Raw genomic sequence first — 21,373 nt, forward strand, 5'->3', positions numbered from 1 at the left:
GGCATGAAGGACGGTCGCGCCCTCAAGGCGGTGATCCCCGGCGGCTCGTCGGTTCCGGTCGTGCCCGGCGAGGTCATGATGGAGACCGACATGGATTACGACTCGATCGCCAAGGCCGGCTCCATGCTTGGCTCCGGCGCGGTGATCGTGATCGCAGAAGGGACCTGTATGGTCAAGGTCCTGCATAACCTGTCGCACTTTTACATGCACGAATCCTGCGGGCAGTGCACGCCTTGCCGGGAAGGGACCGGCTGGCTGGAGCGGGTGCTGCGCCGGATTCTCGAGGGGCAGGGTCGGCCCGTTGACCTGGACCTGCTCGACAGCGTCGCCGGGCGGATTGGCGGTCGGACCATCTGCGCCTTGGGCGATGCCGCAGCGATGCCGGTGCAGAGCTTCCTCAAACACTACCGGCATGAATTCGAGTACCTGATCGAGCACGGTCACAGCATGGCGGCTTAGGGCCGCGGCTGGATCCGAACCGGGTGTGCGCCGGCCCAGGTCGCGCCCCCAGCATCGCAACTTGTCAAGCGGCCCTGTTTGCCCATGCGAACAGATCCGGGGACGCGCTCAAGGGGCGCGGCCCCGCGGTTAGGGGTGCCGATCGAGAGACCTGAATGACCGACAAGCTCACCATCGAGATCGACGGCCGCGCCTGTGAAGCGGCGCCGGGAGAGATGATCATCGCGGTTGCGGACCGCGAGGGGATCCCGATTCCGCGTTTCTGCTACCACAAAAAGCTGTCGATCGCGGCCAACTGCCGGATGTGTCTGGTCGAGGCGGAGCAGGGTGGGCGCCCCTTCCCGAAGCCGGTGCCGGCCTGCGCGACCCCGGTCGGGGCCGGGATGAAGGTCCTGACGCGTTCACCCAAGGCCATCGATGCCCAGCAGGGCACGATGGAGTTCCTGCTCATCAATCACCCCCTCGACTGCCCGATCTGTGATCAGGGCGGCGAGTGCGAGCTTCAGGACGTCGCCATGGGTTATGGCGGCGACGTCTCCCGCTTCACCGAGCGGAAACGGGTCGTCAAGGACGAGGATCTGGGACCCCTGATCGCGACCGACATGACCCGCTGCATCCACTGCACCCGCTGCGTGCGGTTCGGCGCCGAGATCGCCGGGGTGCGCGAGCTCGGCGCGACCGGCCGCGGTGAGGACATGCGGATCGGGACCTTTGTCGGCCACACCGTGAGCCATGAGCTCTCCGGGAACATCATCGACCTCTGTCCGGTGGGTGCGCTCACCGCCAAACCCTACCGCTTCACCGCTCGTGCCTGGGAGCTGACCGATGCGGACAGCATCGCCCCCCACGACGGCGTCGGCTCGAATCTTCGGCTGCACGTGCGCGGCAATCAGGTGATGCGGGTGCATCCGCGCGACAACGAGGACGTCAACGAGACCTGGATCTCCGACCGTGACCGTTTCAGCTACGCCGGGCTGAACGCCGAGGACCGTCTGACCGCGCCCATGATCAAGACCGGCGGGGTGTGGCGCGAGGCCGCGTGGCAGGATGCCCTGACCCTGGTCGCCGAGCGTCTCAAAGCTACCGATCCGAGCCGGATGGGCTGGCTGATGGCTCCCAATGCGACGCTCGAGGAGCTGTATCTGGCGCAGCGGGTCGCCCGCGGTCTGGGTTGCCCAAACATTGATCATCGCCTGCGTCAGCTCGACTTCAGCGGCGATGCCGCCGATCCGCTGCTCCCCTGGCTGGGGTTGTCGATCACCGAGTTGGAGACCCGCGAGACGATCCTGCTGGTCGGCAGCGACATCCGCCAGGAGCAGCCGCTCCTCGCCCACCGCATTCGCAAGGCGGCGCTGGAAGGCGCAACGGTCGCCTGCGTGAGCCCCATCGAGCTGGCACTGACCCATCCCGCGCACCAGCTGACCGGGACGCCCGCGCAGATGGTCGCGGATCTCGCGGCGATCGCCAAGGCGCTGGGGGTCACGGCCTCAGGGGCGCTCAGCAAGACGATCGGCGCCAGCGCGCCGACGGAGACCCACCATGCAATCGCCGAGCGCCTGCGGGCGTCCGGCGAGCAGGACAAGGGATTGATCCTGGTCGGTGCGCTGGCCACCGCGCACCCGAACTTCAGTACACTCAAGGCACTGGGCTATCTGATCGGCGCATCCAGCCAGGCGCGCGTGGGCTATCTCCCGGCGGCTGCAAACAGCGTGGGGGCCCATCTGGCCGGGGTTGTCCCGCATGGGCTGCCGGGCGGACGACCGGCCGATCCGGTGGGACTGGGCGTCGGTGACCTGCTGACTGCGCCGCCCAGCGCATTGGTGTTGTGGGGTCTGGAGCCGGATCGGGATCTGGTCGATCCGGCCCGCGCCATGGCGATGTGCGGGGAGGCGGAGCTCGTCGTTGCCTGCTCGGCCTTCCGCGCACCCGCGCTGGAGTCGGCGGCAGATGTCCTGCTGCCGATCGGCGCCTTCGCCGAGACCGCCGGAACCTTCGTCAATGCGAGTGGGACCTGGCAGTCGTTTCAGGGGGCCGTCGCCCCACCGGGGGAGGCCCGTCCCGGCTGGAAGGTGCTGCGTGTCCTGGGCAACCTCCTGGACCTGCCGGGGTTCGACTATCGGGATGCCGCCCAGGTCCGTGAAGAGCTCGCCTTCCTCTGCCGCGAGACCGCGCTCGACAACAGCCCGCGAGGCGAGCATCTGGTGGCGTCTCCGGCGGATGCGGCCGGACTGATGCGCATCGGCAGCGTGCCCATCTACGCACTGGACCCACTGGTCCGGCGTGCCCCGGCGTTGCAGCGCACGCCCGTACCGGGTGCGGCCTTCGGGGTCTATCTGCACTCGCAGCAGGCGCGGGCTGAGGGTCTGGCGGCCGGCCAGGAGGTGAGGGTCCGCCAGGACGGCGCCGAGGCCGAAGCCCGGGTGATCCTGGATGACTCCGTGCCCCCCGGGTGTGCCCGCATCCCAGCGGGAGTGGCCGGAAGCGAGCGACTGGGCGCGCAGATCGGCCCGGTCGCGATCATGCCCTCGGGCGGCAACACGGGGTGAGGCAACGATGATCGAACTGTGGAACGCCCTTCCGGTGGTGATTCAGATCCTGCTGAAGATCACCGCAATCGTCCTGCCGCTCCTGGGTCTCGTGGCCTACTACACCTATGCCGAGCGCAAGGTCATCGGCTACATCCAGGTCCGCATCGGCCCCAACCGTGTCGGCTGGCGGGGCCTGCTGCAGCCGATCGCCGATGCGGTCAAGTTGATGATGAAGGAGATCGTCATCCCGACCAAGGCCGACAAGGCCCTGTTCCTGATGGCCCCCATGATCGCGATCGCGCCGGCGCTGGCCGCTTGGGCGGTGTTTCCGTTCGACGAGGGCCTGGTCCTCGCCGATATCAATGCCGGCCTCCTCTACGTTCTGGCCCTCACCTCGCTCGGGGTCTACGGCATCATCATCGCGGGCTGGTCGTCCAACTCCAAGTACGCCCTGCTCGGTGCCATGCGCTCGGGTGCTCAGATCGTCGCCTATGAGATCGCGATGGGCTTCGCCCTGGTGGGCGTCCTGGTGGCGGCCGGAAGCCTCAATCTGGGCGCGATCGTCGAGGCCCAGGAGGGTCACCTGCTGACCTGGTTCTGGCTGCCGTTGCTGCCCCTGTTCGGCGTCTACCTGATCTCGGGGGTCGCGGAGACCAACCGCGCGCCCTTTGACGTGGCGGAGGGAGAGTCCGAGATCGTGGCGGGCTTCCACGTGGAGTATTCGGGGATGGCCTTCGCGGTCTTCTTCCTCGCCGAGTATGCCAACATGATCCTCATCTCGGCCCTGTCCGCGCTCCTGTTCATGGGCGGCTGGCTGTCGCCGTTCCCTCAGGTCTGGACCGAGGGCAGCCGGATCCTGGGCGACGGCTTTCATTGGCTCCTGCTCAAGACCTTTTTCTTCATGTTCCTGTTCTTGTGGTTTCGGGCGACCTTCCCGCGCTATCGGTACGACCAGATCATGCGCCTGGGCTGGAAGGTGTTCATCCCGATCACGATCGTGTGGATCCTGGTGGTGGCGCTTGCGGTCGTCGCTGAGCTGCCGCCCTGGTGGTCCGCCTGATCCGGAGAGCACCGATGCTGAAAGTCGCACGTGACTATCTCCAGGGCCTGTTGCTCGTCGAGCTCTTCCGGGGACTCGGCCTCACGGGTACCTATCTGTTCAGGCGCAAGTTCACTGTGCAGTATCCGGAGGAGAAGGCGCCGATCTCACCGCGGTTTCGGGGGTTGCACGCGCTGCGTCGCTATCCGAACGGTGAGGAGCGGTGCATCGCCTGCAAGCTCTGCGAGGCGGTCTGCCCGGCGCTCGCCATCACGATCGAGGCCGAGCCGCGGGCGGATGGCTCCAGGCGGACCACGCGTTACGACATCGACCTCTTCAAGTGCATCTACTGCGGCTTCTGCGAGGAGTCTTGTCCGGTCGATTCCATAGTCGAGACAAGTATTTACGAGTATCACTTCGAGAATCGCGGCGAGAACATCATGACCAAGGAGACACTCCTCGCGATCGGGGACAAGTGTGAGGTAGAGATCGCGGCGGCACGCGCCGCGGACGCGCCCTACCGCTGACCGGCATGAGCAAACCGGGGGCAGGGGACTCGCATATCAGGCAGCTGGATCTCGCGCATTCGTCTGCCGGCGGAGGGCCGACCGATCGGGGCTGCCCCCAGGCGCGCGGATCCTCCCGGGTCTCGTCGTGCGCGTGTCGGGTCGTCGCGGTTAACGAAGGCATCTGGATCAATCATGGGCTTTGAAAAATTTCTTTTTTACGTCTTCGCGACCATAACCCTAGTGGCAGCAGGGATGGTGATCACGCGTCGCAACCCGGTCCACGCCGTCCTCTACCTGGTGCTGGCCTTCGTCAGCAGCGCTGCGCTCTGGGTCCTGATGGAGGCCGAGTTCCTCGGTATCGTCCTGATCCTCGTCTATGTCGGCGCCGTGATGGTCCTCTTCCTGTTTGTGGTCATGATGCTGGATGTGGATGTCGCGACCCTCCGCGCGGGATTCATTCGGTATCTGCCTCTGGGCGCCTTGATTGCGGTCGTGTTGGCCTTGGAGATATTCCTGATCGTCGGGCCGGCCAATTTCGGCCTGGAAGCCTTTCCCAAGCCCCCGCCGGCCGCGGCGGATGCCAGCAATACCGGGGACCTCGGTCTGCTGCTCTATACCCTCTATGTCTATCCCTTCGAGATCGCGGCGGTCATTCTGCTGGTGGCCATCGTCGCCGCGATTCGGCTGACCTTGCGCCGGCGGCCGGACACCAAGTATCTGGATCCGGCGCAACAGGTCCGGGTCAAGAAAGGCCCCGATCGCATTCGCATCGTCAAGATGGCGTCGGAGGGTGCCGCAGCCCCGGCTGTTGCTGCCCCCGCACCAAAACAGGAACCGACTGAATGATCGCCCTCTCGGACTATCTGATCCTGGCGGCCGGCCTGTTCATGCTCGCCGTCGCCGGGATCTTTCTCAATCGCAAGAACGTCATCCTGCTGTTGATGTGCATCGAGCTGATGCTCCTGGCCGTGAACATGAACTTCGTCGCCTTCTCCCATTTTCTCGGTGATATGACAGGGCAGGTATTCGTCTTCTTCATTCTGACCGTCGCCGCAGCGGAGGCCGCGATCGGACTTGCGATCCTGGTCGTCGTCTTCCGGAATCGGCAGACGATCAATGTGCAGGACCTGGACAGCCTGAAGGGCTGAGGAAGCGCTGAAATATGCAGCGCTTCCCGTTCGGGGCAGGACGCCACGCCATTTTCAAGCGCGCAGGCGCTTGCAGATGAAGGAACCGGGAAACCGCATTTTCCCGCTAAGGCTGATTTTTGGCCCGGATGGCCAATCAGTCAGCATGCCCTCAAGCGGCGCGACCGCGGAGCCGAGTCGCGCGGCGGCGTCACTGGCCGCGCCGGATGCTGCAGGATCAAACAGAGCGAAAGAGCGAAACAAACAGTGGAAAACGTCTACCTGACCATCGTGCTTGCGCCGCTCCTGGGCGCCATCGTCGCCGGCTTTTTCGGCGGCAGAATCGGCCGCCGGGGTGCGCATTCGGTGACCATCGCCGGTGTGGGGGTGTCCGCGGCCCTGTCGCTCTGGGTGCTGACGCGTTTCATCTGGGGCGACGAGCCGGTCTTTAATCAGGCCGTCTACACCTGGATGGTCTCCGACGGCATGCGCTTTGAGGTCGGCTTCCTCGTCGATCGGCTCACGGCCCTGATGATGGCTACCGTGACCTTCGTCTCGCTGATGGTGCACGTCTACACGATCGGCTACATGGCCGATGACGAGCACAACTGGCCCAAGGGATCGCTCTCCGGTCGCAACAGCTACCAGCGCTTCTTCAGCTACATCTCGCTCTTTACCTTCTCCATGTTGATGTTGGTCATGTCCAACAACTTCATGCAGCTGTTCTTCGGGTGGGAGGCGGTCGGTCTGGTGTCCTACCTGCTGATCGGGTTCTGGTCGACCCGCGAGACGGCCATCTTCGCCAATCTGAAGGCATTTATCGTCAATCGCGTCGGCGACTTCGGGTTTATCCTCGGCATCGCCGCGGTGGCGATGTATTTCAACAGCATGGATTATGCGGAGGTGTTTGCGGCTGCGCCGCAGCACGCCGACACCCAGGTTGCCCTGTTCGGCGGGGTGTCGCTCATGACGCTGATCTGTGTCCTGCTCTTCATCGGCGCCATGGGCAAATCCGCACAGGTCCCGTTGCACGTCTGGCTTCCTGACTCGATGGAGGGCCCGACGCCGATCTCGGCGTTGATCCACGCCGCGACCATGGTCACCGCCGGTGTCTTCATGGTGGCGCGGATGTCGCCCCTCTATGAGCTGTCGGAGGCGGCCTTGAGCTTCGTGTTGATCGTCGGGGCCACCACCGCCCTGTTCATGGGGCTCATCGGACTGGTCCAGAACGACATCAAGCGGGTCGTCGCCTATTCGACCCTCTCGCAGCTCGGCTACATGGTCACCGCTCTCGGGGCCTCGGCGTACGCGGCCGGGATCTTCCATCTGATGACGCATGCCTTCTTCAAGGCCCTGCTGTTCCTGGCCGCTGGCTCGGTGATCATCGCGATGCATCACGACCAGGATATCCGCCACATGGGCGGGCTGCGCCGGTACATGCCGATCACCTGGATCACCGCCCTGATCGGATCCTTGGCCCTCATCGGGTTCCCGGCGTTCTCGGGATTCTTCTCGAAGGACGCGATCATCGAGGCGGTTGGTCACTCGCACATCTTTGGTGCGGGCTATGCGTCGCTCCTGCTGACGATCGGGGTGCTCGTGACCGCGCTCTACAGCTTCCGCATGTACTTCCTGGTCTTCCACGGCAAGCCGCGAATGGACGAGCACACGCGGCACCATCTTCACGAGACCCCCTGGGTGGTGACCCTCCCGCTGATCCTCCTCGCGATCCCGTCGGTCGTGATCGGCTGGATTGCGGTCGAGCCGCTGCTGGTCACCGATTGGTTCAACACCGGCGACTGGAGCCCGATCCAGGTGGCGCCCGGGCACGACAACCTGGAGCCGCTGAGAGCGCATTGGCACGGCGAGTGGGCCTTCGTCCTCCACGGCATGCACATGCTGCCCTTCTATCTCGCCATGGGCGGCTTGGTCTTCGCCGCTTTGGTCTGGTGGCTCGGTTTCTCCATCGATCCCAAGTTGGACGAGCAGATCCAATCCTGGGGCGGTCCCTTCACCAGGGTCCTCCAGGCCAAGTACGGGTTCGACGACTTCAACCAGCGGGTCTTCGCTGGCGGTGGTCGCCGCCTGGGTACCGCACTCTGGGTCAGCGGTGATCGCATCCTCATCGACGGTGCCGTGGTCAATGGCTCGGCCAACCGGGTCGCTTGGTTGGCGCAGCGGGTACGACAGCTGCAGACCGGTTACCTCTATCACTATGCGATCGCGATGATCGTCGGGCTGGCCGGGCTTTTGACGATCTTTGTCGTGCTCTGACGCGGACAGGAGATGCCCTGAATGAACGAGTTCCCTCTCCTGACGTTGGTCATCTGGTTCCCCATCATCGGCGGCATCGCCGTGCTGGCGAGCGGTGACCGCGCCGCAGCGATCTCCAAGTGGATCGCCCTCGGCTTCGCGCTCTTGACCTTCTTCGTCAGCCTGGGTCTGTGGACCGGTTTCGACAGCGGCACCGCCCAGATGCAGTTCGTGGAGCGTGCCCCCTGGATACCCAACTTCGACGTCTACTATCACCTGGGCGTCGACGGGATCTCCATGCCGCTGATCATCCTGACGACCTTCATCACCATCTTCGTGATCGTCGCCGGCTGGGAGGTCATCACCTATAAGCCGTCGCACTACATGGCCGCATTCCTGATCATGGAGGGTGTCATGGTGGGCGTCTTCTCGGCCCTGGACGCGATCCTCTTCTACGTCTTCTGGGAGGCCATGCTGATCCCGATGTTTATCATCATCGGGGTGTGGGGCGGTCCGAACCGGGTCTACGCGACCATCAAGTTCTTCCTGTACACCTTCTTCGGCTCGGTGTTCATGCTGGTCGCGCTCATCTACATGTATTTCCAGGCAGACAGCTTCAGCATCCTGGATTTTCACGATCTGCAGCTGGGGTTGACGGCCCAGACCCTGATCTTCGTGGCCTTCCTACTCGCCTTTGCCGTGAAGGTACCCATGTTCCCTGTCCACACCTGGCTTCCGGATGCCCATGTCGAGGCCCCGACGGGCGGCTCGGTGATCCTTGCCGCCATCATGTTGAAGATCGGCGGCTACGGCTTCCTGCGCTTCTCGCTGCCGATCACACCTGACGCCAGCGCGGCACTCGATTGGCTGATCATCGCCCTGTCGTTGATCGCCATCGTCTACATCGGGTTCGTGGCCCTGGTCCAGCAGGACATGAAAAAGCTGATCGCCTATTCATCGATTGCCCACATGGGTTTCGTCACGCTGGGCTTCTTCATCGTCTTCACGATCCTGCGCAACCCGGCGGTCGCCGGCGGCGCGGTCATGGGGATCGAGGGCGGCATGGTCCAGATGATCTCGCACGGGTTCATCTCGGGCGCCCTCTTCCTCTGCGTGGGCGTGCTCTATGACCGGGTGCACTCGCGTGAGATCGCCGACTATGGTGGCGTCATCAACACCATGCCCTGGTTCGGTGCCTTCGTCGTCTATTTCGCGATGGCGAATGCGGGCCTGCCGGGGACCTCCGGGTTTGTCGGTGAGGTCATGGTGATCCTGGCAACCTTCCGGGCGGACTTCTGGTGGGCCTTCCTGGCTGCGACCACGCTGATCCTGGCGGCGGCCTTCACCCTCTGGATGGTCAAGCGCGTCGTCTTCGGTGAGGTCAAGAACGAGAAGGTTGCCGCGCTGCAGGACCTCAATCGCCGCGAGGCCTTCAATCTCGGCGCGCTGGCATTAGCGGTCCTGGCGCTGGGGATCTGGCCCGCGCCCTTGGTCGAGGTGATGCATGCCTCCGTCGACAACCTGGTCGCCCACGCCAGTACCTGCAAGCTGCCCGCGTCCGAGTCGGGGGACTGTGTCCTCGCGCTGCCGGCGTCAATGGCTGGCCTCACTGGTCAGCCCTGAGCATGCACCTGGCCGCGGGTCTCATCTAACCGGAACAGTCACATGCCATTCGACGCCGCCAATCTTTTGCCCGTCCTGCCGGAGATCGCGATCCTGGTCACCGCCAGCCTGGTCCTCGTGCTCGATCTCTATGTCAAGGAGCAGGACAAGGACGTCAACCACAGGCTGACCCTCATCGGTCTGCTGATCGCGATCGGCCTGACGGGCGCCGTCGGTGGCGGTGAGCGGCAGCTGGTCTTGGACGGGAACGTCGTCCGCGACGGCCTGAGCGACCTGCTCAAAGGGGCCATCCTCCTGGTGAGTCTGCTGGCGTTTGTCTACGCGCGCCCTTGGCTGAAGGACCGCGGGTTATTCGTCGGGGAGTTCTACGTTCTGGGCCTCTTTGCCGTGCTCGGGATGCTGATCATGGTCTCGGCCAACAACTTCCTCACCCTCTATCTCGGGTTGGAGCTTCAAGCACTCTGCCTCTATGCCCTGGTCGCGTTCGACCGCGACTCCAAGAAGGGCGCCGAGGCGGCCATGAAGTACTTCGTGCTGGGTGCACTCGGCTCGGGCATGCTGCTCTATGGCGTCTCCATGATCTATGGTGCGACCGGCTCGATCGAGTTCGGCCCGGTGGCCGGGGCGGTCGCCGAGCAGGGCATGGGGAACCGGGTCCTGGTCTTTGGGGTCGTCTTCCTGATCATCGGGGTTGGCTTCAAGTTCGGTGCCGTGCCGTTCCATATGTGGGTTCCTGACATCTATGAGGGCGCGCCGACCCCGTCGGTTCTCATCCTCGGCAGTGCCCCCAAGATCGCGGCCTTCGCCCTGGCGATCCGGATGCTGGTGGATGGGCTCGAGGCAATCCAGCCAGACTGGCAGGGGATGCTCCTGATCCTTGCCGTCCTCTCGATGGGTCTGGGTAATCTGGTCGCCATCGCTCAGACCAATGTCAAACGGATGTTGGCCTATTCGACCATCTCCCATGTCGGGTTCGTCTTCCTGGGGCTCCTGGCGGGCTCCGCTCAGGGCTACGCGGCGGCGATGTTCTATGCGATCGTCTATGCGGTGATGGCCGCGGGAGCCTTCGGGATCCTCCTGATCCTGAGCCGCAAGGGCTTCGATGCCGAGAACCTCGAGGACCTCAAGGGCTTGAACGACCGGGATTCCTGGTACGCTGCGATGATGGCCATCGTGATGTTCTCGATGGCCGGCGTTCCGCCCACGGTCGGGTTCATGGCCAAGCTGCTGGTTCTCGAATCCGTGGTCCGCATCGATCTGGTCTGGCTGGCAGTCGTTGCCGTCATCTTCTCCATCATCGGTGCCTTTTATTACCTGCGGGTGGTGAAGCTGATCTATTTCGACAAGCCCCTCCCCGATATGCCGGCGCTGAGGACGTCCGGCGGGGTGCGTGTCGCAATGAGCCTGAACGGCCTCTCGCTGCTGGCGCTCGGGTTGTTTCCGGCAACCCTGCTGGGATGGTGTCAGAGTGCCTTCTCCTGATCGCTGCGGTTGTGTGGGCGCTCGCTCGCGTACTACCATGGGTGCTTTGGCCTGACGGACTCGCACATGTTTCGCGGCAGCATCGTTGCACTCATCACGCCCATGCACCAGGATGGTCGGATCGACGACGCGAGCCTGCAGCGCCTGGTCGATTTCCACGTGGACGCCGGGACGACGGCGATCGTCGCTGTCGGCACGACGGGCGAGTCGGCGACGCTCGACGAGGCGGAGCACTGCGAGGTCATCCGCAGGACCCTGGACCTTGCCGCGGGGCGCATCCCGATCATCGCCGGGACGGGCGCAAACTCCACGCGCGAGGCGATCACGCTGACGCGCTGCGCGAAGGATGCGGGCGCGCAAGCCGCCCTCCTGGTCACCCCTTATTACAACAAGCCCACACAGGAGGGCCTGTATCTGCACTATAAGGCCGTGGCGGAGGCGGTCGAGATCCCGCAGATCCTCTACAACGTGCCGGGTCGGACCGCCTGCGACATGCTGCCCGAGACCGTGGCTCGCTTGGCGCCTCTCGATAACATCGTCGGCATCAAGGAAGCGAGCGGCGACCTGACCCGGGTCGCCCGGCTGCGCGCGGCGTGTGGGGAAGGCTTTGGCCTCTTCAGCGGGGACGATGCGACCGGCTGTGAGTTCATGCTCCTCGGTGGCGATGGGGTGATCTCCGTGACCGCCAATCTCGCCCCGCGGCAGATGCGCGAGATGTGCGATGCGGCCCTTGCAGGTGACCGGGAGCGGGCAGATGCCATCAATCGGCGTCTCGATGCCTTGCATCGCGATCTGTTCGTCCAGTCCAATCCGATCCCGGTCAAATGGGCAGCCGCGGAGTTGGGTCTGTGCCCGCCGGGGATTCGTCTGCCTCTGACCTGGCTCAGCGAGGAGCACCACGCCCGTGTGCGTGCGGCAATGGAACATGCGGGCGTTCTCTGATGCCTCGCGGTGCGGACGCGTTGCAGCGGTGACGGACGATTCATCGACTAAGAGGTCGCTCAAGTTGAGAGCACGTGTTTGGCCCATCGGCGGCTTCGCCGTCGCGCTGTCGGTCGTCTTACTCCTGACTGGTTGCGGCTCCAGCGTCGTCAATGACGCCATTCCCGACCAGCGGCTCGCCTACAAGAAGCAACGCGAGGCGGGCGAGAATCTCGAGATCCCGCCGGACCTGACCGCAGGGCAGTTCGACGATGCCCTGGATATCCCGCCCATCGGCGGGACCACCTATTCGGAGTACAGCGGCAGCCGAGCCCACCGTCAGCGCGTGGCCGCGGCGGGGGACGTGCTGCCGGAGATCCCCAACGTCGAGCTGAAGCGCCGCGACTCGGAGCGCTGGCTGGAGGTCCAGGCTGTCCCGCAACAGGTGTGGCCCAGGGTGATCGCCTTCTGGCGCGAGCAGGGCATCCTGCTGGTGGAGCAGGAACCGTCGGTCGGGATCATGAAGACCGACTGGCTCGACAACCGCGCGGAGATCCGTCGCGATTTCGTGACCCGGATGATCAGCAAGGTGGCGGAGGGCCTCTATGCGACCTCCACGCGTGACCAGTACAGCGTGCGGATCGAGCCCGGGACCCGCGCCGGGACCACTGATGTTCACCTCACCCATCGCGGAATGGAAGAGCGGTTGGTGACGAATGCGATCGGCGACGGCAGTCGCACCGTTTGGGAGCCCAGCGGCTCGGATCCGGCCAAGGAGGCGGAGATGCTGCGGCGTCTGATGGTCTTCCTGGGCGCGCCCGAGCAGCGTGCGGCCGCCGGGACGGCCAGCGTGGCGCCTGCGCCGACCGGCGCGCGCCTGGTCGCGGAAGGCGGTTCCCAGGTCCTGGTGATCCAGGAGGAATTCCGCCGGGCCTGGCGAACGACCGGGTCAGCCCTCGATCGTGCCGGGTTCGCCGTGGAGGACCGGGATCTCAGCCGGGGCATCTATTACGTCCGCTACGCAGGCCAGTCTGGCGACTCTGACGGGAAAGGTCCCGGTTTGCTGTCGCGGATGACCTTCTGGCGTAAGGACGCGGTCGACCCGGTCAAGCAGTATCAGGTTCTGGTCCAGGGCAACGACTCCGAGTCGCGTGTCAGGGTGCTCGACGCGAGCGGCAATCCGGACGTATCCGAGAGCGGCCAGCGCATTCTCGCCCTGCTGCGGGAGCAGATCCGCTAGGAGCCTGTCTGACGTGAGCGATCGTCGCGAGCCGAGAGTGGAGGGCGAGCGCGGAGCCGACCGATTTTGAGGTGCAGAGTGGATCCATGTAACGATAAATCGGGCGAAGATGGACCCCTCTCCCGCCGGCGTGGTCGGTCGGCCTCAAGTCAGACGGTCTCCTAGACCCGCCGTGCGGTTCTGCTCTCTCGGCAGCGGCAGCCGCGGCAACGCCACACTGGTCGAAGGAAACGGGTGGTGTGTCCTGGTCGACAACGGCTTCAGTCTGCGCGAGCTCCATCAGCGCTTGCGGATCATCGGGGTCGAGCCGGACAGCATCGATGTCGCGCTGCTCACGCATGAGCATACCGACCATGCGAGGGGAATCCAGGCCTTCGCAAGGCGTCACGGGGCAGAGGTCTGGACGACCCCCGGAACTTGGCGGGCCGTGGGTGCGCCCGAGATCCCGAGGCTGCGACTGCTCTCGGGTCAGGGTCAGATGGTGCGGCTTGATGGCGCCTGTATCCGCTCCTATCCCGTACCCCACGATGCCCGTGAGCCCTGCCAGTTCCTGATCGAGGCAGGCGGGCGTCGCCTCGGGATGCTGACGGATGCCGGTTGTGTCACCCCCCACATGAAACAGATGCTTTGGGATTGCGACGCCTTGATCCTCGAGCTCAACCATGATCCGGATCTGCTCCGCCGCGGCCCCTACCCCCCGAGCCTGCAACGCCGCATCGCTGGCGACTTCGGCCATCTCAGCAACCTCCAGGCCGCACGCCTGCTCGACGAGCTGCCTCATCATGCGCTCGGGCATCTTGCCGTGGCCCATGTCAGCGAGAGCAACAACCACCCCGACCTCGTGCGCGAGACGATCCGCGGTGTCTCCGCGTCACTCTGCACGCGGTCTCTGATCATCGAGCAGGATCAGCCGAGCCGCTGGTGCCTCGTTTGAACGACGTCGAGTCGCCGGGTCCGACGGCTCGCACCTCACGCGGGCGGACAGGTTCGATTGGGTGTGCCTGATGCGTGCGACAAGGGTGAGGGGCCGCCAGTACGGAGCGAAGATCGCAGGGCTTCGTCGCGGCCTGGTCGCCTTCGCGACGCAAGGTTGTTGTGCAGGCTCAAACGTCCTGCAACCAGACCTGCAGCGCCTCCACCAGTGCCTGCGCCTGGGCGCGGCTCGAGATGTTGAACTTCGATTGCTGCCGGTACTCTCCGCCGCGCTTCTGATAGCGGCGGATGGTGTATTTGTCGGGGCCGTATTCGCCCTTGACGCGATCCCAATCCTGGTAGCGAAAGAGAATGGTCGTCCAACTTCCCTTGGACAGGACGACCTTATCGATCTCCTTGGTCGTGGCGATGCCGTCTTCGATATAGGTCACCGTCAGCTCTTCGATCCGTTCAGTCATTCGGCCGCTCCTGAGCGCGGGGGTGAGTGGGAAGCGTCGGCCAAGGCGCCACTGCGCTCCAGGGTCGACACGATGAAGCGGGCGTCGCGCCCAGGCGCCGTTTCACGCGCAATACGCAGCGGCAGGCGACCGCTTGGATCGGGCTGATTGACATCCGCTCCCGCAACGATCAACCGCTGAACGGTATCGAGGTGGCCGTTTCGGATGGCGACATGCAGCGGCGAATTGCCCGCGGCATCAGGCTGATTGATCTGCGCGCCCTCGCTGATCAGAAATCGCAGTGCGTCACGGTCGATCAACCCCGTGCCGACCAGATCGAACAGCATGGACTGCGCGTCCAGCGGCGCGCCAAGGTCGACGAGCATCATCCCGACCTGGGTTCGGCCGTGAGCGAGCGCGACACGCAGCGGAGTGTGTCCCTCCGCGTTGACGGCCCTGAGATCGGCACCGTTGCTGGCGAGCTCGCGCGCGATGGCGACACGCCCCGCGCGCGCCGCGACATGCAGCGGGAGATCTCCGTCCGCGTTGGGTTGGTTGAGATCGGTCTCCCAATAGATGTGACGTTTGATCTGGTCCAGATCCCCGATCTGCACCGCCCGATGGAGATTGACCGTCGGCGGGTCTGGCTCGCTGCAGCCGACGAGTAGCAGGGCCGAGACCAGCATCAAGCCGCGCACGAGGCGAGACATCATTCCTGCTCCTGGGGTCGTGCCGGGGATGCGAGGCATGGTAAGACCCTCCACAGAGGCGTCGCAACGTGCCGGTGCACTGCGCGGAACCGCCCGCCGTTGTGCTGCGGGCTCCTGGCAATCAGCGTTCACGGCTCGCTTGCGGCCCTGTTCCGCGCTGAATGTGTTGTGGCTCGTCGCAACGGAACCACCAGTATCGTGCCTCTCGCCACGCCTTGTCAGCACGAAAATTGCCCGCAATCGGCTTCGTTCAGGCGACTGTCAACAGTCCCGAGGTGACGCATCATGATCTGGAAATTCCTGCTGACGGCCACCGTCGTCTTCGGCGCCTATCTCGTGTATCGAGGGCGCGTCCGGCGGGACCAGGAGGCCGCGGGATTGGTGCCTCGGCGTCCACCCTTGATTCCCTCGGGGATGATCCGACCCCTCGCCTACCTGGCGCTCGCTGTGATGCTGCTCGGCAGCATGACCTACCTCGTGCGGGACTGGGGTCGCGATCAAGAGCTCATCCGGGTCCAGGTGATCAATGCCAACAGCGGGTCGGTCACGGAGTACGAGGTTCGCCGGGGCAGCGTCGACGGACGCCGATTCGTCACGTCCGATGGTCGCGAGGTGCGATTGGCTGATGTCGAGCGCCTGGTCATCGATGACCCATAAGAGACCGCCCAGGTTTCCTCCCGGCTGGGGCTCCGCGCCGCCTGTGCGTCGCATACCCAGCGCCCCGGCCCGTCGCGGGGACTCGACGTCCCCGCAACTCCAGGGGCCGCCGTGGTTCGGGTATCCCTATTCGACTGTGATGGTGATCCGCTCCGAGACGATCGGCGGGTCGTGGGGGATGTGGCTCTTGTCGCCGAGCAGGATCTGCAAGGTGTGCTCACCCGGCGGCAGGGTCAGCTCGGTCTCGGTCTGGCCTCCACCGAAGTGCCGGATGTCGGCACTGATCGGCTGATCGAGGGGCGGGAGCCCGTCCATGTCCACCAGGAGGTGGTGGTGCCCCGTCTTGGGTAGGTCCGCGCCCGCCGGCGCGACGCCCATTCCAGAGAGCCCGAATCGCACCACGAAGGTTCGCGGCACCGTGTCACCGTCTTTCGGCGAAATGATGTAGGCCTTGGCGCCCTCGGGCGCCGGGGTTCGCTCCATGGTGGCCGCGCCAGCCGACAAGCCGAGCGCTAGGCCCGCGGCGACCAGGAGGGTTTGGGCGAATGCAGCGTATCGATCGGTCATCATCGAAACCTCATGTTGTGGTTGCGTGTCAGCGCCCCGCGCGGCCGGCCTGGGGCATCGCGCCGCCGATGGCCCCAAGAGGGCTAAGCTTGCGCTCTGCCGCGTGCAGGCAACCCCTGTGTCGACTGTCCGAACGGGGTCGTCTTCCCGACGAGCCAAAGGTCTGGAGTCGGTGCCGCTATTTCAACCGGCCTGACAATGCGGCCTCCGACCGGCCGAGAGGCGCATTTCCGGCGCGGGTCCGACAACAGAATCCCAGCCGGGGATGTGAGCCTGCGCCCCGGACCTTCGGCGCCGCCGCCCGGCTCCGTCGATCTGAGACGCCCCGCACGGCTACTTGAACCGGTTATCCGATCGGTGCTTCGCGACCGTCCTGTGCGCTTTCTCCAGCCAACCGCATCGGACATCGCTGGGGGCGTCGAACGCGGGAACGTAGGGCTTGATATCGAGCAGAGGGGTTCCGTCGAGAATGTCGACGTTGCGGACATGCAGCGAGCCGCCGTCGACCCGGTCCAGCGCGACGACCGAGACCCCAATCGGGTTCGGACGCTTGGGCGCACGGGTGGCGAAGAGCCCCCGGGGCTGCGAGTCGAGGAATGGTACGACACGAAGGTCGAAGCCGCGGCTGCGGTGAAAGTGATACAGCAGGATGATGTGGGAGAACCCGTCGAGATCAGCCAGTCCCTCGCGGAACGCCTCGAACATCTCCACCGTACCCGTCACCCCGGCGGCGCCGGTCGGTTGTATCGGCATCTCTGCGGGGTCGGCGAAAGGCGAGTGGATGATCCCGATTGGCGCGTATTCGATCTTCATCGTCGCTCACAATTACCGGCAGGCCAGGGGCGAGGGTTCCCGAGCTGAAAGCAGCGACCGCGATGGTCGCTTCCGCCCTAAACCGAATCAGCCTCACCCGCACACCTCGTCATGGAGGGCCGCACCCAGCCCGGGCATTCTGCGCGATGTGCCGCCACTGCAATGACCAGACCGACTGGTCAAAGAGGCTATCGAGCACGCCGGCGTCGATACCGTCAGGGAGCTCGCCACACGCAAGCCCGAGAGCCTGTGCGCCAAGCTCGCCGAGACCGACGAGGCGATGCAGCTCACGGAGCGACCGCCCAGGCCAAGGACCTGCCGAGGCTGCTGACGTGCGACATCGCGGGCACCTGAACCCGCACGCGCCTGCATCGGGTATTGTCCTGTGTACGGCGAATGAAGCGTCTGAATAGCGAGTTCGATTTGCCGGAGGCATGACCGAATGCGTTGACTTGAAAACAAGGAGTTAGGCCGCGTAGGCGCCTAACTCCTTGAATCAATGGGGTGCTGGATTTCGAGCCCGTGACCGATGGATCAGTAGTCCATGTCGTCCATGCCGCCGGCGGGCGCGGCTGGGGCCTTCTCCTTCTTGGGCTCATCCGCCACCATGGCTTCGGTGGTGATCATCAGGCCGGCGATCGAAGCCGCATTCTGCAGGGCCGTGCGCGTCACCTTGGTGGGATCGATGATGCCCATCTCCATCAGGTCGCCATACTCACCGCTGGCCGCGTTGTATCCAAAGCTGCCCTGACCCTCGGCGACCTGGCTCATCACCACGGAGGATTCTTCGCCGGCATTGGCCACGATCTGACGCAGCGGCTCCTCCATCGCACGGCGGGCAATGGCGATGCCGAGGTTCTGGTCGGGGTTGACGCCCTGGAGCCCGGACACCGCGCCGATCGCGCGAATCAGGGCGACGCCACCGCCGGGGACGATTCCTTCCTCGACCGCAGCGCGGGTCGCGTGCAGGGCATCCTCGACCCGTGCCTTCTTTTCCTTCATCTCGATCTCGGTGGCCGCGCCGACCTTGATCACCGCCACGCCGCCGGCGAGCTTGGCCAGGCGTTCCTGGAGCTTCTCGCGGTCGTAGTCGGAGGTCGTGTCCTCGATCTGGTTGCGGATCTGATCGCACCGGCCCTTGATCTCGTCATGCGAGCCGGCCCCGTCGATGATGGTGGTGTCTTCCTTGGCGATCTGGACCTTCTTCGCCGACCCCAGCTCGTTGAGGGTCGCCTTCTCCAGGGAGAGACCGACCTCCTCGGCGATCACGGTACCGCCGGTGAGGATCGCGATATCCTGCAGCATCGCCTTGCGACGGTCGCCGAAGCCGGGCGCCTTGACCGCGCAAACCTTCAAGATGCCGCGCAGGTTGTTGACCACCAGGGTGGCCAGGGCTTCGCCCTCGATATCCTCGGCGATGATCAGCAGCGGTTTCCCGGCCTTGGCGACAGATTCCAGCACGGGCAGGAGGTCGCGGATGTTGGAGATCTTCTTGTCGTGCAGGAGGATGTAGGGATCATCCAGCTCGGCCTTCTGGTTCTGCTGGTTGTTGATGAAGTAAGGCGAGAGGTAGCCACGGTCGAACTGCATGCCCTCGACGAGCTCGAGCTCGTTGTGCAGGGACTTTCCTTCCTCGACCGTGATGACGCCTTCCTTGCCGACTTTTTCCATCGCCTCGGCGATGATCTGGCCGATCGACTCGTCGGCGTTGGCCGAGATGGTGCCGACCTGGGCAATCTCCTTGTTGGTCGAGCAGGGCCGTGAGAGCGTCTGGAGCTCCTGGACGGAAGCCGTGACCGCCTGGTCGATGCCGCGCTTGATGTCCATCGGATTCATGCCGGCAGCGACCGCCTTCAGTCCCTCGCGGACCATGGCCTGGGCAAGAACGGTCGCGGTGGTGGTGCCGTCGCCCGCCACGTCGGAGGTCTTGGAGGCGACCTCCTTGACCATCTGGGCACCCATGTTCTCGATCTTGTCTTTGAGCTCGATCGCCTTGGCGACGGAGACGCCGTCCTTGGTCACGGTGGGGGCGCCCCAGGACTTCTCGATCACGACGTTGCGGCCTTTCGGCCCGAGCGTCACCTTAACGGCATTCGCGAGGATATCCACGCCGTGAAGCATCCGTGCACGGGCTTGCTCGCTGAAGGAAATCTGTTTTGCTGTCATGGAAATCTTGCCTCTGTGATACCAGCTGGACGGGGATGGGGAGGTGCGGGCGTTGGTTATTCAATGACACCCATGATGTCGTCTTCGCGCAGCACCAGGAGCTTTTCGCTGGAGAGCCTGACCTCGGTGCCGGAGTACTTTCCGAACAGCACCCGGTCGCCGACCTTCACATCCAGGTGACGGACGTCGCCGTTGTCCAGGAGCTTGCCCTTGCCGACGGCGATCACCTCGCCCTCGATCGGCTTCTCGGTCGCCGTGTCCGGGATGACGATGCCACCAGCGGAAGTGCGCTCCTCCTCCTTGCGGCGAACAACGACACGATCGTGTAATGGACGCAGATTCATAGAACGCTTGGCTCCTTAGTAACAGGGAAGTCGCTGTTTAGCGATCTCTCTAGATTGTTAGCACTCGACCTGAGCGAGTGCTAACAATCTAGAGAAAAAACCGCGGTTGTCAAGCCCGCGCGCAGGCTGGCGTCCGGGTTTATGATGCTCGCAACAGCGGTCGGGGATCAGTCGTCAGCTTCAGGCTGGTCGAGTCCAACGGCCGCCATGTCTGCCCGGCCTCGACCTCCAAGACGCATGGCAGGCCCGGGTCGCAGGCGCCCGCTTCACCACGACCGATGGATGCTCACCCCATGGACCCGACTCCCGCTGAAGATGCCCTTGCCCAAGATGCGGCGAGCGCGCGCTTCTCTGCGATCGCCCGGCTGTACGGCAGGCGCGAGAGCGTTTGGATCTCAGGGCTGCATGTGTGCGTCGTTGGCGTAGGGGGCGTGGGCTCTTGGGCGGCGGAGGCCCTCGCACGCACGGGGGTGGGCGCCATCACGCTCATCGACGACGACACCATCGAGCCTGGCAACGTCAACCGGCAGATCCATGCCTCGACCAGTCAGCTCGATCGCCCGAAGGTGGCGGTCATGGCCGAGCGCATTTGGGACATCCACCCGCTGTGCCGATGCGAGCCGATCCGCGACTTCCTCACCGATCGAACGCTCGAAGGCTACCTGGGACGCGGATATGACGCGGTCATCGACGCGATCGACAGCATCCGCTTCAAGGCGGCGATGATTGCCCACTGCCGGACGCATCGGATTCCCATCATCACAACCGGTGGCGCTGGGGGGCGGCGCGACCCGACAGCCATCCGGGTGGGTGACCTCAGCCGCACCGAGCATGACCCGCTCGCATCCAAGGTTCGAAGGCGGTTGCGTGAGGTCCATGGGTTTCCGCGCGATCCCAGACGCCGGTTCCAGGTGGAGTGTGTCTACTCGACCGAGCAGCCGGTGTACGCGCGCCCGGACGGCGGTGTCAGCAGCCGTAAGCCGGGTCTCAGCGGCGTCTCCCTGGACTGTCGGCTTGGCTATGGCTCGGCGACCTTCGTCACCGCGACCTTCGGATTCGCGGCTGTCTCGCGCGCCATCGATCAGGCGCTGGCCAGACGCCGGGTCGGTGAGGGTGAGTCCTGAAAGCGCTGATCAGGCGGCACCCGGCGGCCGCCCGGGTCGATGGCGGCAGGTGGAGCACGCCGGCCCTCCTCTCCCCTCGGCTATCGCCGGGTTCAGGCGCTGTGAGCCAGTGGGCCGAAGACGGACCGGCCGCGCCGTCGGTGCAAGCGGCCCGACTCCCCCCGATTCTTCGTGACATAGACCCGCCCTGCGTCTCGAAACCGCCCGAGCCCCTCCTCGCAACTGCACTCGGCCCGCGACGATCGCGCAAGTCAGACGATGCCTTCGCGTTTCAGCTGGTTCGTCAGCACCTCGATCTGTACGTCCAGATCCATGACGTCCGTTTCCAGCAGTTTCAGGCGCTGCTCCTGGAAGACCTCCTCGATGCTGGCCAAGACGCGGCGGAAGCGGGCGTCGAGATCGGGCGAGGCGGCGCGCTTGTGTGTCCTCGCATAACCTTCG

Annotated in this window: 21 protein-coding genes and 1 pseudogene; 15 read left to right on the forward strand and 7 right to left on the reverse strand. The window is 64.8% G+C overall.

Translation table 11 applies throughout. The features are described 5' to 3' along the window. From LJE61_RS11435 to LJE61_RS11490, 12 genes are all read left to right on the forward strand, one after another. Nucleotides 1-459 (forward strand): NADH-ubiquinone oxidoreductase-F iron-sulfur binding region domain-containing protein (locus LJE61_RS11435; RefSeq protein ID WP_296918473.1); only part of this gene is annotated, 459 nt, incomplete at its 5' end. A 155-nt stretch (nt 460-614) separates the two neighbouring features. Further along, on the forward strand, nt 615-3,005 hold the full coding sequence (nuoG, locus tag LJE61_RS11440; RefSeq protein ID WP_296918476.1) for an NADH-quinone oxidoreductase subunit NuoG: 2,391 nt from the start codon (nt 615-617) through the stop codon (nt 3,003-3,005). A 7-nt stretch (nt 3,006-3,012) separates the two neighbouring features. Continuing rightward, the gene (gene nuoH, locus LJE61_RS11445) at nt 3,013-4,047 is read left to right on the forward strand and encodes an NADH-quinone oxidoreductase subunit NuoH (RefSeq protein ID WP_296910726.1); all 1,035 of its coding nucleotides are present in this window, start codon (nt 3,013-3,015) and stop codon (nt 4,045-4,047) included. 14 nt (nt 4,048-4,061) lie between these two features. Continuing rightward, nucleotides 4,062-4,553, forward strand: a complete 492-nt coding sequence (gene nuoI / locus LJE61_RS11450) for an NADH-quinone oxidoreductase subunit NuoI (protein ID WP_296910727.1) — start codon at nt 4,062-4,064, stop codon at nt 4,551-4,553. A 174-nt stretch (nt 4,554-4,727) separates the two neighbouring features. Continuing rightward, on the forward strand, nt 4,728-5,381 hold the full coding sequence (locus LJE61_RS11455; RefSeq protein WP_296910729.1) for an NADH-quinone oxidoreductase subunit J: 654 nt from the start codon (nt 4,728-4,730) through the stop codon (nt 5,379-5,381). Beyond that, entirely contained in the window at nt 5,378-5,683 is a 306-nt protein-coding gene (gene nuoK, locus LJE61_RS11460; RefSeq protein ID WP_296910731.1) for an NADH-quinone oxidoreductase subunit NuoK, read from the forward strand. The genes LJE61_RS11455 and nuoK overlap by 4 nt, the downstream gene beginning before the upstream one ends. A 246-nt stretch (nt 5,684-5,929) precedes the next feature. After that, nucleotides 5,930-7,936, forward strand: a complete 2,007-nt coding sequence (nuoL, locus tag LJE61_RS11465; protein WP_296910733.1) for an NADH-quinone oxidoreductase subunit L — start codon at nt 5,930-5,932, stop codon at nt 7,934-7,936. A 21-nt stretch (nt 7,937-7,957) separates the two neighbouring features. Further along, the gene (locus LJE61_RS11470) at nt 7,958-9,538 is read left to right on the forward strand and encodes an NADH-quinone oxidoreductase subunit M (protein ID WP_296910735.1); all 1,581 of its coding nucleotides are present in this window, start codon (nt 7,958-7,960) and stop codon (nt 9,536-9,538) included. A 42-nt stretch (nt 9,539-9,580) separates the two neighbouring features. Then, on the forward strand, nt 9,581-11,020 hold the full coding sequence (gene nuoN, locus LJE61_RS11475; RefSeq protein ID WP_296910738.1) for an NADH-quinone oxidoreductase subunit NuoN: 1,440 nt from the start codon (nt 9,581-9,583) through the stop codon (nt 11,018-11,020). Between the two features lie 66 nt (nt 11,021-11,086). Further along, a complete protein-coding gene (dapA, locus tag LJE61_RS11480) occupies nt 11,087-11,962 on the forward strand; it encodes a 4-hydroxy-tetrahydrodipicolinate synthase (RefSeq protein WP_296910740.1) in 876 nt (291 codons plus the stop codon). Nucleotides 11,963-12,026: 64 nt separating this feature from the next. After that, the gene (gene bamC, locus LJE61_RS11485) at nt 12,027-13,181 is read left to right on the forward strand and encodes an NlpB/DapX family lipoprotein (RefSeq protein WP_296910743.1); all 1,155 of its coding nucleotides are present in this window, start codon (nt 12,027-12,029) and stop codon (nt 13,179-13,181) included. Between the two features lie 172 nt (nt 13,182-13,353). Further along, entirely contained in the window at nt 13,354-14,115 is a 762-nt protein-coding gene (locus LJE61_RS11490; protein ID WP_296910745.1) for an MBL fold metallo-hydrolase, read from the forward strand. Between the two features lie 169 nt (nt 14,116-14,284). Here LJE61_RS11490 and LJE61_RS11495 read toward each other — a convergent pair whose 3' ends face one another. Further along, nucleotides 14,285-14,572, reverse strand: coding sequence for a hypothetical protein (locus tag LJE61_RS11495; protein ID WP_296910747.1), 288 nt, complete (start codon nt 14,570-14,572; stop codon nt 14,285-14,287). Continuing rightward, complete coding sequence (locus LJE61_RS11500) at nt 14,569-15,264, reverse strand: ankyrin repeat domain-containing protein (RefSeq protein ID WP_296910749.1); 696 nt, start codon at nt 15,262-15,264, stop codon at nt 14,569-14,571. The genes LJE61_RS11495 and LJE61_RS11500 overlap by 4 nt, the downstream gene beginning before the upstream one ends. 282 nt (nt 15,265-15,546) lie before the next feature. Between LJE61_RS11500 and LJE61_RS11505 the strand changes: the two genes are divergently transcribed. Further along, entirely contained in the window at nt 15,547-15,918 is a 372-nt protein-coding gene (locus LJE61_RS11505; protein ID WP_296910752.1) for a hypothetical protein, read from the forward strand. Nucleotides 15,919-16,044: 126 nt separating this feature from the next. Here LJE61_RS11505 and LJE61_RS11510 read toward each other — a convergent pair whose 3' ends face one another. Both LJE61_RS11510 and tsaA read right to left on the reverse strand, forming a co-directional pair. Further along, nucleotides 16,045-16,488 (reverse strand): DUF4399 domain-containing protein, encoded by a 444-nt coding sequence (locus LJE61_RS11510; RefSeq protein ID WP_296910754.1) that lies wholly within the window; start codon nt 16,486-16,488, stop codon nt 16,045-16,047. A 330-nt stretch (nt 16,489-16,818) separates the two neighbouring features. Beyond that, a complete protein-coding gene (tsaA, locus tag LJE61_RS11515) occupies nt 16,819-17,298 on the reverse strand; it encodes a tRNA (N6-threonylcarbamoyladenosine(37)-N6)-methyltransferase TrmO (RefSeq protein WP_296910756.1) in 480 nt (159 codons plus the stop codon). 190 nt (nt 17,299-17,488) lie between these two features. Between tsaA and LJE61_RS15355 the strand changes: the two genes are divergently transcribed. After that, nucleotides 17,489-17,629 (forward strand): DUF4332 domain-containing protein, encoded by a 141-nt coding sequence (locus LJE61_RS15355; RefSeq protein WP_363306324.1) that lies wholly within the window; start codon nt 17,489-17,491, stop codon nt 17,627-17,629. Between the two features lie 203 nt (nt 17,630-17,832). On the opposite strand, the gene groL is transcribed toward LJE61_RS15355, so the two are convergent. Together groL and groES are read right to left on the reverse strand one after the other, a co-directional pair. Further along, nucleotides 17,833-19,464 carry a chaperonin GroEL gene (gene groL / locus LJE61_RS11520; RefSeq protein ID WP_296910758.1) on the reverse strand — a complete coding sequence of 544 codons (1,632 nt, stop codon included), beginning with the start codon at nt 19,462-19,464 and terminating at the stop codon, nt 17,833-17,835. A gap of 56 nt (nt 19,465-19,520) precedes the next feature. After that, on the reverse strand, nt 19,521-19,808 hold the full coding sequence (gene groES, locus LJE61_RS11525) for a co-chaperone GroES (protein ID WP_296910760.1): 288 nt from the start codon (nt 19,806-19,808) through the stop codon (nt 19,521-19,523). Between the two features lie 293 nt (nt 19,809-20,101). Between groES and LJE61_RS11530 the strand changes: the two genes are divergently transcribed. Continuing rightward, nucleotides 20,102-20,932 carry a tRNA threonylcarbamoyladenosine dehydratase gene (locus tag LJE61_RS11530; protein WP_296910762.1) on the forward strand — a complete coding sequence of 277 codons (831 nt, stop codon included), beginning with the start codon at nt 20,102-20,104 and terminating at the stop codon, nt 20,930-20,932. A 251-nt stretch (nt 20,933-21,183) separates the two neighbouring features. On the opposite strand, the pseudogene LJE61_RS11535 reads toward LJE61_RS11530, so the two are convergent. Further along, nucleotides 21,184-21,373 (reverse strand): annotated as a pseudogene (locus tag LJE61_RS11535) (5-bromo-4-chloroindolyl phosphate hydrolysis family protein); the annotation flags it as partial.

Origin of the sequence: Thiocapsa sp. (assembly GCF_022340925.1) — a bacterium.
In the GTDB taxonomy this organism is placed as follows: domain Bacteria; phylum Pseudomonadota; class Gammaproteobacteria; order Chromatiales; family Chromatiaceae; genus Thiocapsa.

Bases quoted from the DNA above. Each gene is read 5' to 3' on its own strand.
- nuoG (WP_296918476.1), top strand. From the start codon at position 615: ATGACCGACAAGCTCACCATCGAGATCGACGGCCGCGCCTGTGAAGCG.
- nuoH (WP_296910726.1), top strand. From the start codon at position 3,013: ATGATCGAACTGTGGAACGCCCTTCCGGTGGTGATTCAGATCCTGCTG.
- nuoI (WP_296910727.1), top strand. From the start codon at position 4,062: ATGCTGAAAGTCGCACGTGACTATCTCCAGGGCCTGTTGCTCGTCGAG.
- LJE61_RS11455 (WP_296910729.1), top strand. From the start codon at position 4,728: ATGGGCTTTGAAAAATTTCTTTTTTACGTCTTCGCGACCATAACCCTA.
- nuoK (WP_296910731.1), top strand. From the start codon at position 5,378: ATGATCGCCCTCTCGGACTATCTGATCCTGGCGGCCGGCCTGTTCATG.
- LJE61_RS11470 (WP_296910735.1), top strand. From the start codon at position 7,958: ATGAACGAGTTCCCTCTCCTGACGTTGGTCATCTGGTTCCCCATCATC.
- nuoN (WP_296910738.1), top strand. From the start codon at position 9,581: ATGCCATTCGACGCCGCCAATCTTTTGCCCGTCCTGCCGGAGATCGCG.
- dapA (WP_296910740.1), top strand. From the start codon at position 11,087: ATGTTTCGCGGCAGCATCGTTGCACTCATCACGCCCATGCACCAGGAT.
- LJE61_RS11495 (WP_296910747.1), bottom strand. From the start codon at position 14,572: ATGACTGAACGGATCGAAGAGCTGACGGTGACCTATATCGAAGACGGC.
- LJE61_RS11500 (WP_296910749.1), bottom strand. From the start codon at position 15,264: ATGATGTCTCGCCTCGTGCGCGGCTTGATGCTGGTCTCGGCCCTGCTA.
- LJE61_RS11505 (WP_296910752.1), top strand. From the start codon at position 15,547: ATGATCTGGAAATTCCTGCTGACGGCCACCGTCGTCTTCGGCGCCTAT.
- LJE61_RS11510 (WP_296910754.1), bottom strand. From the start codon at position 16,488: ATGATGACCGATCGATACGCTGCATTCGCCCAAACCCTCCTGGTCGCC.
- tsaA (WP_296910756.1), bottom strand. From the start codon at position 17,298: ATGAAGATCGAATACGCGCCAATCGGGATCATCCACTCGCCTTTCGCC.
- groL (WP_296910758.1), bottom strand. From the start codon at position 19,464: ATGACAGCAAAACAGATTTCCTTCAGCGAGCAAGCCCGTGCACGGATG.
- groES (WP_296910760.1), bottom strand. From the start codon at position 19,808: ATGAATCTGCGTCCATTACACGATCGTGTCGTTGTTCGCCGCAAGGAG.
- LJE61_RS11530 (WP_296910762.1), top strand. From the start codon at position 20,102: ATGGACCCGACTCCCGCTGAAGATGCCCTTGCCCAAGATGCGGCGAGC.